Annotated in this window: 12 protein-coding genes and 1 riboswitch; of the genes, 7 read left to right on the top strand and 5 right to left on the bottom strand. The window is 34.9% G+C overall.

Going from position 1 to position 12264, the window contains the following annotated elements; genetic code table 11:
- The first annotated feature begins 3 nt into the window (after nucleotides 1–3).
- Together modB and JFU23_RS16695 are read left to right on the top strand one after the other, a co-directional pair.
- Nucleotides 4–678 (top strand): molybdate ABC transporter permease subunit, encoded by a 675-nt coding sequence (modB, locus tag JFU23_RS16700; protein ID WP_201032341.1) that lies wholly within the window; start codon nucleotides 4–6, stop codon nucleotides 676–678.
- Nucleotides 679–975: 297 nt separating this feature from the next.
- Entirely contained in the window at nucleotides 976–1827 is an 852-nt protein-coding gene (locus tag JFU23_RS16695; protein WP_002140141.1) for a GRP family sugar transporter, read from the top strand.
- A gap of 67 nt (nucleotides 1828–1894) precedes the next feature.
- Here the strand turns inward: JFU23_RS16695 and pnuC are convergent, their stop codons facing one another.
- Entirely contained in the window at nucleotides 1895–2545 is a 651-nt protein-coding gene (gene pnuC, locus JFU23_RS16690; protein WP_201032340.1) for a nicotinamide riboside transporter PnuC, read from the bottom strand.
- A 196-nt stretch (nucleotides 2546–2741) separates the two neighbouring features.
- Between pnuC and proC the strand changes: the two genes are divergently transcribed.
- From proC to JFU23_RS16670, 4 genes are all read left to right on the top strand, one after another.
- Nucleotides 2742–3545, top strand: a complete 804-nt coding sequence (gene proC, locus JFU23_RS16685; protein WP_002091431.1) for a pyrroline-5-carboxylate reductase — start codon at nucleotides 2742–2744, stop codon at nucleotides 3543–3545.
- Nucleotide 3546: 1 nt separating this feature from the next.
- Complete coding sequence (locus JFU23_RS16680; protein ID WP_002063472.1) at nucleotides 3547–4380, top strand: aldo/keto reductase; 834 nt, start codon at nucleotides 3547–3549, stop codon at nucleotides 4378–4380.
- A 154-nt stretch (nucleotides 4381–4534) separates the two neighbouring features.
- Nucleotides 4535–4639, top strand: a riboswitch (SAM riboswitch).
- A gap of 135 nt (nucleotides 4640–4774) precedes the next feature.
- A complete protein-coding gene (locus tag JFU23_RS16675) occupies nucleotides 4775–6415 on the top strand; it encodes a peptide ABC transporter substrate-binding protein (RefSeq protein ID WP_201032339.1) in 1641 nt (546 codons plus the stop codon).
- A 505-nt stretch (nucleotides 6416–6920) separates the two neighbouring features.
- Complete coding sequence (locus JFU23_RS16670; protein WP_201032338.1) at nucleotides 6921–8561, top strand: peptide ABC transporter substrate-binding protein; 1641 nt, start codon at nucleotides 6921–6923, stop codon at nucleotides 8559–8561.
- A gap of 47 nt (nucleotides 8562–8608) precedes the next feature.
- Here the strand turns inward: JFU23_RS16670 and JFU23_RS16665 are convergent, their stop codons facing one another.
- The 3 genes from JFU23_RS16665 to JFU23_RS16655 are packed head-to-tail and all read right to left on the bottom strand — an operon-like array spanning nucleotide 8609 to nucleotide 9977.
- Nucleotides 8609–8881 (bottom strand): hypothetical protein, encoded by a 273-nt coding sequence (locus JFU23_RS16665; protein ID WP_201032337.1) that lies wholly within the window; start codon nucleotides 8879–8881, stop codon nucleotides 8609–8611.
- Nucleotides 8868–9059, bottom strand: a complete 192-nt coding sequence (locus JFU23_RS16660; protein WP_201032336.1) for a hypothetical protein — start codon at nucleotides 9057–9059, stop codon at nucleotides 8868–8870. The genes JFU23_RS16665 and JFU23_RS16660 overlap by 14 nt, the downstream gene beginning before the upstream one ends.
- An 18-nt stretch (nucleotides 9060–9077) precedes the next feature.
- Nucleotides 9078–9977, bottom strand: a complete 900-nt coding sequence (locus JFU23_RS16655; RefSeq protein WP_201032335.1) for a helix-turn-helix transcriptional regulator — start codon at nucleotides 9975–9977, stop codon at nucleotides 9078–9080.
- Between the two features lie 172 nt (nucleotides 9978–10149).
- On the opposite strand from JFU23_RS16655, the gene JFU23_RS16650 reads away from it, so the two are divergent.
- On the top strand, nucleotides 10150–10617 hold the full coding sequence (locus tag JFU23_RS16650) for a YusW family protein (RefSeq protein ID WP_201032334.1): 468 nt from the start codon (nucleotides 10150–10152) through the stop codon (nucleotides 10615–10617).
- Nucleotides 10618–10641: 24 nt separating this feature from the next.
- On the opposite strand, the gene JFU23_RS16645 is transcribed toward JFU23_RS16650, so the two are convergent.
- Nucleotides 10642–12252, bottom strand: a complete 1611-nt coding sequence (locus JFU23_RS16645; RefSeq protein ID WP_201032333.1) for a peptide ABC transporter substrate-binding protein — start codon at nucleotides 12250–12252, stop codon at nucleotides 10642–10644.
- Nucleotides 12253–12264: the final 12 nt, after the last annotated feature.

Here is a 12264-nt window from a genome sequence, read left to right as displayed (position 1 = left end):
GCTATGAGCTTTGATGCAATTTTGTCACCTGTCTTTCTATCCTTGCGGGTAGCTGCGTGCGCCACAATAATCGTTACGATCTTAGGAACGATTATTGGACGAGCATTAGCGCGCTCCTCGTGGCGATATAAAGTACTACTAGAAACTATTTTCTTATTACCAATGGTGCTTCCACCAACTGTTATCGGCTTTTTTCTAATTATCATTTTTGGAAATAACAGTCCCATTGGAAAGTGGATTGAATCATTATTTCAGCAGTCCATTATGTTTACATCTACTGCTGCTATCATTGCTTCTACAGTCGTTGCATTTCCGCTCATGTACCAATCAGCAAAAACAGGATTTTCTATCGCAAATATACAAATTGAAGATGGCGCGCGCGATCTTGGTGCAAGTGAATATCAAGTTTTTCTACATGTTACACTCCCACTTGCATTCCCCGCACTACTTAGCGGTATGATTTTAAGCTTTGTTCGCGCACTCGGTGAATTTGGTGCAACTTTAATGTTTGCAGGAAATATACCTGGCAAAACTCAGACGATTCCAACGGCGATTTATATGGCTATTGATGCGAGTAATATGCAACTAGCTTGGACACTTGTAATCATAACGATTAGTATGTCCCTTCTATTCTTACTATGCATTCAACTCATTAATAGAAGAATTACTACTTCTTAAAGCAACTTTCGACAAAAGTTGCTTTTTATTTCCCGGAAAATAAAATGATTTGATTTATAACTGAATTTTTACTCTTATTTAAATATACATTTTATTTGAATTCACTTTCTAAAATAGGTAATTTCCTGTTATTATATGAAAGTGTTTCAAAAAATGAAGAAATGAAAACGCATTTATATCGTAAATTCTTCATCCTGTTTTAGCGATCGGTAATCTTCTACTCTATTAGTGGGGCATTACCGATCGTTAGAACGATATGTAATTATATTGGTATAGAAAACCGAAGGGAGTCTTGTAATGGACATTTTATTAGCGCTTCTTCCTGCAATCGCATGGGGAAACATCTTATTAGTAAGCGTAAAAATGGGCGGTGGTGCATATAGCCAAACGGTAGGTATGACAATCGGTGCTCTATTCTTCGCAACAACTATGTATGTATTTACTCAACCAACTTTAACAATGACAGTCTTGATTGTTGGCTTTATTTCAGGTTTATTCTGGGCTTTAGGACAAGTAAACCAATTAAAAACAGTTGAAAAACTAGGTGTTTCAACTACTGTAACTATTTCTACTGGTATGCAACTTGTTGCAACTTCTATCTTTGGAGTTATCGCTTTTCGTGAGTGGACTACTACTACAACGATTGTTCTGGGAACGATTGCAATCCTATTAATCGTAATTGGTGTAGTATTCACATCACTAGATGATAAAGAAAATGCACAGCCACCAGGACAATTGAAAAAGGGACTTCTTACTTTAATTGTTTCTACTTTCGGCTATCTTGTATATGTAATTATTATTCGTTGGTATAATATCGATGGTTGGTCTGCTATTTTACCACAGGCAGTTGGTATGTTCGTTGGTGCGGTTGTACTGACGTCTAAACATAAACCATTTAACAAATATGCAATTCGTAATGCTGTATCTGGTTTACTTTGGGGAACAGGAAACTTATTCTTACTTCTTTCATTACCACGTGTCGGAGTAGCGACAAGCTTCCCATTATCTCAAACTGGAATCGTTATCTCAACATTCGGTGCGATTGTCTTCTTAGGTGAAAAGAAAACAAAACGTCAATTAATCTTTATTGCTCTAGGTAGTGTTTTAATTATCGGCGGCGCTGTATTGCTTGGTATGACAAAAGCATAAATTCACACTATATTTAACCCCCCTGAAACGTATATGCTTCAGGGGGGTTTTTGATTACAATTATTTTCTAAATATAATTATTTACACATTCTCGCTCTTTATGGTTTTTCTTCCATTCTAGCAAGCCATCGATACATAAAAATAGATTAATAATAGCTAATACTAACATGACGTATAAGCCCGTTGAAATATAAATCACAATGCTAAATATGTTATACAAAATCCATAAATGCCAATTTTCTAAGATTTTTCGGCTCAGCATAAATTGAGCTACTAATCCTAATACAGCGTTTAAAGCATCTAAATATGGACTTGTCGATTCTAAATAACGGACTTGATAATATCCCCAACCAATCCAAGCAACTAAAATAAAAAGTATATAAATAATCCATCCTTTCAAATCTAAGCGAACTGTCGGTTTTACCTTCTCCTCCCCACTACGCGCAATCCAGTAATACCAACCGTACACATTAAATATAAATTGGAAGGCTGCTAATACTGCCATTGCGTATAAGCCTTGTGTAGTGAAAATATACAAAAATACCGCAACTGTAATCATCCCAAATAAAAAGTTTGATACCTTTTCCCTTGCAAGTAACCAAACATTAATAATCCCCATAACCGATGCGAAAATTTCAATATAACTTGATCGGATATAGAATCCAACTAATATGCAAATAATACTAGAAATGAGTAAAAAAAGTGGACTTCTAACCATATTTATCTCTCCCCAGATATGTAATAAACTCCCTATCAACAGTATAAGAAATAACTCTTATACTTACTATAAATTTTCTCCTGTAAAACTCGCCACTCATCTATTCCACTTACGATAAGCCGTTTCTTTTTACAAAATTCTCTTAAAAATGGTATCGTTTTTTATAACATATTCTCATCAGAAAGGAATAAAGGATATGCCTAATAAACATCGAATTTTATTTATTGGTGCCGGTCGTATGGCAGAAGCTATATTTGCTGGACTACTTACAACAAGTAAAGAATACATCGAAGAAATTATTGTTTCCAACCGAAGTAACATAGAAAAACTAACGCAATTACAAACTCAATATGATCTATCGATTACAACAGATTGGAAACAGCATATTAAATCTGTAGATACAATCGTTTTAGCAATGCCGCCTGTCGCACATGAACAGCTATTAGCGGATCTATCCCCTCTTCTAACTAATCAATTTGTCGTGACAGTTGCTGCCGGAATCGGACCATCTTATCTAGAAGAAAGACTTCCCCAAGGGACACCTGTTGCTTGGATTATGCCAAATACAGCTGCTGGAATTGGCAAGTCTATCTCCTTATATACGACGGGACATTCTGTAGATGAAACACATCAAGAAACGTTACAACTTCTTTTAAAAGGTATCGGTACCTCACAGTTTTGTACCGAAGAGGAAGTTCACCAACTTACCGCAGTTACTGGTAGTGCACCCGCTTTTCTCTATCACTTTGCTGAAGGTTTAATTGAAGCAACGAAAAGCTATGGTATTGATGAGGAAACAGCAAAACACCTTGTCATTCAAATGATTGCTGGCTCTGCCGCTATGCTCCAGCAAAATCAGGATCCAGCTATGCTCCGCGAACAAGTAACAACACCAGGAGGTTCAACGGCTGAAGGCTTAAAAGTTCTATATGAAAATAATTTTTCAGAAGTCATTCAACAAGCAGTTGAAGCGACCAATAAAAAAGCTAGGGGGAATTAATATGACTTTAACAAGTTTAAACGACTATACAACATTACATAACGGCGTGAAAATGCCTTGGTTCGGCTTGGGTGTTTTTAAAGTTGAAGATGGTACAGAAGTAATTGATTCTGTAAAAGCAGCTATAAAAAATGGATACCGTAGTATCGATACTGCTGCGATATATAAAAACGAAGAAGGCGTTGGACAGGCAATTCAAGAATCTGGTATTCCTCGTGAAGAGTTATTCATCACTTCAAAAGTGTGGAATAGTGATCAAGGTTACGAGTCAACACTACAAGCATTTGAAACTACATTAGAAAAATTAGGTCTAGAATATTTAGATCTATATTTAGTACATTGGCCTGTAAAAGGAAAATACACTGAATCATGGAAAGCTTTAGAGCAGCTTTATAAAGATGGTCGTGTTCGTGCTATCGGTGTGAGTAATTTCCATATTCACCATTTGCAAGACGTATTTGAAATTGCAGAAATTAAACCAATGGTTAACCAAGTGGAATACCACCCACGTTTAGCACAAGAAGAATTACATGCCTTCTGTAAAGAACATAACATCCAGCTTGAAGCTTGGTCACCATTAATGCAGGGGCAGCTACTTAATCACCCAACATTACAAGAAATCGCTACGAAATATAATAAATCGACTGCACAAGTTATTTTACGTTGGGATCTACAAAATGAAGTTGTAACAATCCCTAAGTCTATTAAAGAGCACCGCATTATTGAAAATGCAAACATCTTTGACTTTGAATTAAGCTCGGATGATATGAAAGCAATTCAAGCTTTAAATGAAAATCATCGCGTTGGTCCAGATCCAGATAACTTTAACTTCTAGTAGGGAAACCACTGCCATATGCAGTGGTTTTTTTATTTTTAATAAAACTGAAAATTTAAACTACATTCCATTTGATTGACACTTCATTATCTAAGGTGTAAGATTTTGAATTATCAAAGAAACGCAAAAATCAATAAAATTTATTTGTTTACTCATTGTATCAAGAGAGGTGGAGGGACTGGCCCTTTGAAACCTCGGCAGCAGGTTCATTTTGAATACTGTGCCACTTCCTGCAAGCTTTGTGCTTGAAAGATAGAATGAGGGACTTCGTTTATATACGGGTGCATAACTTGTACGTAAAAATCCCTCTTTCTCAATACGAAAAGAGGGATTTTTTGTTTTTCATTTCCCTCATCATCATCCAATCTTATTAACTATTTAGAAGGAAAATCAAATGAAAAAGAAGTTTGTACCCGGTATTGCATCAGTTGTAGGAGTAAGTATTTTATTATCTGGTTGCGGTAGTTATAAAAACGAAGCGAGCGGAGCAAATGCAAAAGATGAGGCACCTAGTAAGCAAGTTTTAAACTTATCTTCACCTACTGAGATTCGAACAATGGATACGGCTCGTGCTACAGATACTGATTCTGGTCAAGTAATGAGAAACGTATTTGAAGGTTTATACAATCTTGGTGAAGGTAATAAACCTGTTCCTGGCGTTGCGAAATCTCATGAAGTAAGTGCTGATAAAACGAAATACACATTCCATTTACGAGATTCAAAATGGTCGAACGGCACACCTGTAACAGCGAAAGATTTTGTCTTTGCTTGGCAAAGAGCTGTCGATCCAGCAACAGCTTCTGAATATGCTTTTTTATTCCTGGATATTAAAAACGCTAAAAAAATTAATAGCAAAGAACTCCCATCCGATCAACTTGGTATAAAAGCAGTTGATGACCATACGTTTGAAGTAGAATTAGAGCGCCCTGTTCCGTATTTTATTAGCTTAACGGCGTTCCCAACATTTCTACCAATCAACGAGGAATTCTTTAAAGCACAAGGTGATAAGTACGCTTTAGAAGATAACAAAATCTTGTACAACGGAGCTTTTACACTAAGTGATTGGAAGCATGAACAAAGCTTTAAATTTAAGAAAAACCCTACCTATTGGGATAAAGATAATGTCAAACTCGAAGAAATCAATTTCAACGTTGTGAAAGAGAAATCAACAGAAGTAAATTTATTCGAATCCAAACAATTAGACCGTATAAAACTAACATCTGACTTCGTTGATAAATATAAAAAGGATGCTAACTTTAAAGAACGTCCGAACGTAGGGGTACAGTTTTTACGTATGAATCAGCAAAACAAAGTACTTCAAAACGTTTCTGCACGCCAAGCAATCGATCAAACAATTGATCGAAAATCTTTTGTAAATACGTTATTAAATGATGGCTCTACACCAACCTTTAGTCTCGTGCCGAAAAACTTTGCAAAAGGGCCTGATGGAAAAGACTTCCGTACTGCAAACGGCGATTTAACAAAAGTTGATACAACATCTGCACAAGAATTATGGAAGAAAGCAAAAAAAGAACTTGGTTCTGAAAAGATAACATTAGAATTATTAACAAGTGATGGTGACCTTGAGAAGAAAACTGGTGAGTTCCTAAAAGGACAACTAGAAAAGAATTTAGATGGCTTAACGGTAAATATAAAACCGCAACCACGTAAACAACAAGTTTCACTCTTATTAAAAGGTGACTACGAGATTGGAATTGACGGTTGGAGCCCTGACTTTGCTGATCCAATTACATTCCTTGAACTATTTACGACGAATAACCCTTACAATTTAGATCATTACTCTAATAAAGAGTTTGATGACACAATTGAAAAAGTTAAAACTACCTTGGCTGGTGATGAAAAAGCTCGCTGGGAAGCGTTACTAGCATCAGAAAAAATATTGTTTAAAGACTCTGTTATCGCTCCTCTTTACCAAAAAGGCGAATCTTATTTAGAGCGATCCTTTGTAAAAGGCATTGTGCAAGTAGACTTTGCTGGTCAATTAAACTTCAAATGGGCAAAAATTGAAAAATAAAGTGAAACTTTAATCAGCCCTCACCAATCGGGCTTTTACGGGCAGTTGATCCCCCCTAAATTCTTTGCTTTCACTGAATTTTGAGGTGAGGATCTTACTGCCCGTTAATGCGGGATAAAATGCAACTTAGATCATTGTGTTCCCACCCACACCCATTGTTTTTTTAGCAAAATATATTAAAAGCAGATTCCCTAATATGAGGAAATCTGCTTTTTTAATATATTATTCCAAGAAATTAACACTCCACTTTTTATTATTGACATATAGTTCTTTTCAGTGTTAATATTCTAAATAATCAAAGAAACAAAATATTTTACCATCAAAATGTAATGTCTACTAAGTTGAAACATATAACGATAGATTATAGTTCAACATGTATATACATATAGAACACCCGATTACCTATATACACATATTTATAATAGGTTTTCTCTTCTTCTATAGCTACACTTCAAGACATGGACATTATGACGTTACGAACAACACATTTAGGGAGGAAAGAACAATGAAGAAAAAAGTTGTACCTGTTGTTGCATCTGTTTTAGGGGCAAGTCTACTACTAACTGCTTGCGGGGGAAATAAAGATAATGCAGGCGGAGCAAAAGCGAACGATAAAGCACCTGATAAACAAGCGATTAACTTATCATTTGCTTCAGAAATTCCAACAATGGATGTTGCAAAAGCGACGGATGGAGAATCCATGAATGTAATGAGAAATGTTTTTGAAGGTTTGTATGCAATGGGAGAAGATAATAAACCAATCCCTGGTGTCGCTGAGTCAGTTGACATTAGTCCAGACAAAACAAAATATACATTCCATCTTCGTGATTCGAAATGGTCAAACGGTACTCCTGTTACAGCAAAAGACTTTGTCTTCGCTTGGCAACGTGCCGTAAACCCTGAAACAGCTGCTGAATATGCATTCTTATTCTTTGATATAAAAAATGCGAAACAAATAAACCAAAAAGAAGCAGCAATCGATCAATTAGGTGTTAAAGCTCTTGATGATAAAACTTTAGAAGTACAACTGGACCGACCTGTTCCCTACTTCTTAAGCTTAACAACATTTTCAACATTCTTACCAATTAATGAAGAGTATTTAAAATCTCAAGGTGATAAATATGGTTTAGAAACGAATCATTTAATTTACAACGGGGCTTTCACATTAGATAACTGGAAACATGAACAAAGCTTCCAATTGAAGAAGAACCCTAACTATTGGGATGCTAAAACTGTAAAACTAGAAGAAATCAACTTCAATGTCGTTAAAGATAAATCTACAGAAGTTAACTTATATGATTCAGGACAAATTGATCGTGTTGCTTTAACTGCGGAGTTTGTTGATAAGTATAAGAACGATTCCAACTTCAAGGAACGCGCTGAAGTCGGTATCCAATTCTTACGACTAAATCAGAAAAATGCAGTATTAAAAAATCAACATGCACGCCTCGCTATTAACGAAGCAATGAATAAAAAAGCGTACGTAGAAACAATTTTAAATAACGGTGCAATCCCAGCAGAAGGAATGGTTCCTGCGAAATTCGCAAAAAGTCCAGACGGTAATGACTTCCGTAAAGAGAATGGAAATCTAGTCAAAGATGATGTGAAATCTGCAAAAGAAAACTGGAAAAAAGCGAAACAAGAACTTGGTACTGACAAAGTAACAATTGAACTATTAACAAGTGATAATGCTTTAGCTAAGAAAACTGGTGAATATTTAAAAGGTGAATTAGAAAAGAATCTAGATGGATTAACAGTGAATTTAAAACCTCAACCACGTAAACAACAGTTAAAACTACTATTAAGTGGTGATTACGAAATTGGAATCGATGGCTGGGGCCCTGACTTCGCGGATCCTATTACATTCTTAGATCTATTCACAACAGATAGTGCTTATAACTTCGATAAATACTCTAACAAAGAGTACGACGAGCTTATTCGTAAAGTAAAAACTGATTTAGCTGGTGATGAAAAAGGTCGCTGGGAAGCAATGAAGCAAGCTGAAAAAATCTTATTACAAGATGGTGCTGTCGCTCCTTTATACCAACAAGGTCGCTCTTACTTACAACGCTCTTTCATTAAAGGACTTGTAACAACTGACTTCGGCGGTGAATTTAACTACAAGTGGACAGAAGTTGCAAAATAATAAACACTAGTAAAAAAGGTATCCCACGAAGGATACCTTTTTTTACTTTATGCTTCTTTAACTACAGAACTTCTCCTCTTTACTATCCCTTTTATACCTATAGTGATTCCCGCTACCAATTGTGTAACTAGTATAACAAGTAATAATGAAATAATGTTTTTCTCCAAACTAACTCCGCCGAATATTATTGTATAATAACCATTTGCTGCATATGTTGCGGGAAATAATCCCAAACGGCAAACCTGTTTTTCCAATGCAGTGATAAATACATATGTATTAATACTAAGAAGAATAAAAGGACGATTATCAACTCTCTTCATAGCTCTCTTTTTGTATTGAACCAAAACTCATCATAAATATAAACACAAACATCAAATATGTTCTCCACGTCAAAGAAGGTATATGCCCTGACCAAAGATAGCTAATTAAATAGTTAATTCCCATAATACAAGACGATACTACTAAACTAATACTTATTAGTTTTACATATTTGAGCATACCTTTTCTCCTTACTTTTTACTGTTCTATCTCTTCAAATTGCAGATTCACCGGCTCTTCTAAAAGTGTCTCATAAAAGTTTTCTGCTAGATCTGTTGATGGAATTTTTTCATCAACTTCATCAAAACGAATACTATCTAGCCAGACACAGCCTTCTCCTGATAATAAAACACCAAATGCAATACCAAGCGCTTCTTCTTTTATATCTAGTACAACCGAGTATGATTGCCAGTTATTCGTATTTTTAATTGGACGATTTTGCATGTTATCCATAGCAATAGGCTCTGTATCTTTTCCATCTACTCGCATCCATAATCCCGCCCAGTCTCTTACATTCTCACTCTTAATAAATGCGGTTAAACGTAATCTCTTACCTACATATTTATCTGCTCGGAACATTTGCATTAATGTTGAAAACCCTCCGTGTGTAACGTTCTCTTTTCCTTTTATATATGCAGATACTTTTCCTTGATGAACAACTTCGTAATCTAAACCCATCTCATATTCAGCAGGATGACTTCCACTTAATATCCATCCTTTCGGTATACCTTTTTCCATTGAAACGCCCTCTCTTTCTATATAAAATGACTGGAAATACTTTCGATATTTTTTTGGTGGTAATTGAAACATTCTTTTAAAAGCTCTAGTAAATGCTTCTTGTGAGGAAAAGCCATATTGCACTGCAATATCAATAACAGCTCTTTCAGTCGATACTAAAGCCTGTGCAGCATGAGTTAATCTTCTCTTACGAACATAATCCGTTACACTCATCCCAATATAACTTTGAAAAATACGATGAAAATGGTACATCGATACTGCACCATGAAATGCCACTCTTTCTGTTGTAAGCTCTTCATGTAAATGATTCTCTATATATTCGATTGCTTTTTTTATCATCTCTTTATATTCTTCATGCATTTCAGTACCTCCTTATAACTTCAATTTACCATATACATACAAATCATTTTTGATTTAAATTGCGCGTTTACCCTTGAAGCTGCGAGAAAATAATTTATTTTCAACACATACATAATTACATGATTTTGGGAAAAACTTGTATAGAACAAATTTACATAAGGAGGAATTTATAATGAGAATTTTACTATCAATTTTATTAGCTCTTATGCTAGTACCTGCATTAACAGGATGTAAAGCTCCTGCAAAAGAAGATACAACTTCTAATAAGAAAACGACTGAAGAAGCAAAAAATGAGGCTCCTGCAGATTTAAAACTAAACTTTAATGAATTTGATTTAAAAGCAGACTATCAAGATACGAAGAAAGACTACGAAGCTGATTATAAAAATGTAGCAGCCGATAAAAAAATGGAAGCAAAAGTTGAAGACCATAAAGCAGATGTAAAATTAACAGGCGACGAGGCTATTACAAAATTAAGCCCACTTCTACAAGAATTAAAATTTGATAAAGATACTCCTGACCAAGAAGTAATTGATCAAGTAGTAAACGTGTTCAAACTTGATAAAGATTACCAAAAATTCGCTTTAGAAGTTATATTCTCTGATGGAACGAAAAAAGAATATAAAAGAGAAATAAAATAAAGAAGTAGGCGATTGCCTACTTCTTTATTTTTTAATTTTTACGTATCTTAGTTCTGGACTAGAACCAATAATGAATTGAACGCCAGATACTGATGATTTTTGTAAATACGAAGAGCTTGGGAAAATAATTGGGATTAATGGTGTATCATCAAACATAATATCTTCTGCTTTATGCAATAAGTCAAAACGCTTATCTTCGTTTTGTTCAACTTCTGCTTCTTTTACTAAAGCATCAAATTCTTTATTATGCCATTTTGCATAGTTGTTTGGACCATCACCTGCATATAAATCTAGTTTAGTAATCGGATCCAATAGAGAGCCGCCCCATCCCATATAAGCTAATTGGAAATCACTTTGCTTATATGTGTCGATGTAACTCTTCCACTCTTTATTTTCTAATTTAATATCTACACCAAGATTTTTCTTAAACATTTCTTGCATTGCTTCTGCTACTTTTTTATGTTGTGTATCTGTAGTGAATTTTAATGTTACTTCAGGTAATGTAGACCAACCTTGCTCTTTCATGCCCTCTTCTAATAATTTTTTCGCTTCTGCTGAATCGAATTTTACGTAATCACCTTTTTCTTTACGGAAATCACGACCACCTTGTGTTTTTGCTCCTTCTGGAACAAAAGCATATGCTTCTTGTGCATTATTTTTATACAGTTTTTCAACGATAAACTTACGATCAACCGCTAATGAAAATGCTTTACGTACCTTTGCATTTGTAAACGGCTCTTTTTCTACGTTAAACGAATAAATATAAGATGAGAATCCTGCAACACGCTTATATTCTTTGTTTCCTTTTTCTTTTTCAATCATCTCTTGTGGTAAGCTACTTAGCAAATCTAATTCTTTTGACTTGTACAATTGGTACGCTGTTTTAGAATCTGGAATAATACGAAACTCAATTTCTTTTAATGTTACCTTTTTATCATAGTATTCTTTATTTTTTTGTACTGTAATAGCTTGGTTATGCTTCCATTCCTTTAACGTGAATGGTCCGTTCGTAATTAACTCTTTTGGATCTGTTTTTAATTTATTATTATCATCAATTGATTTTTTAGATAATGGAATAAATAATGAACTTGCTAATTTTTGTTTAATAGAAGCAACTGGGTGCTCAAGTGTTACCTTTAATGTTTGAGGATCAACGACTTGAATACCAACTTGTCCTTCTTCACCTTTTCCAGTATTATATGCCTCTGCTCCTTTAATAAAGTACATTTCTGTCCCATTCATAGAACCCGTTTTCGGATTTAATAATCGCTTCCATGCAAATTCAAAATCATTTGCTGTAATAGGAGAACCATCTGACCATTTAATATCTTTCTTTAAATGGATTGTATATTCAGTTCCATCTGCATTTACTTCTTCTTTCTCTGCCAATTCATTTTGATATTTCCCATCACTATCTTGCGTATATAAGCTTGAGAATAAATGTCCAATTACATAACCTGACGTGCTATCTGTCGCAATGGCAGAATCAAGCGTATACGGATCACTGCTAATATTCGTTACTAATCGATCCCCTTCTCCCTTACCAGCACTCGCCTTTTGCGTCTCTTTCTTACCACAAGCAACAGAAGTTATTGCTAAAACAGTCATAATGACAAATAATAAAAACTTCTTCATCCTACATTCTCC

Origin of the sequence: Bacillus sp. TH50, from assembly GCF_016650565.1 — a bacterium.
Taxonomy (GTDB): Bacteria; Bacillota; Bacilli; order Bacillales; family Bacillaceae_G; genus Bacillus_A; species Bacillus_A mycoides.
This window is presented reverse-complemented; position numbering and strand designations above follow the sequence as displayed.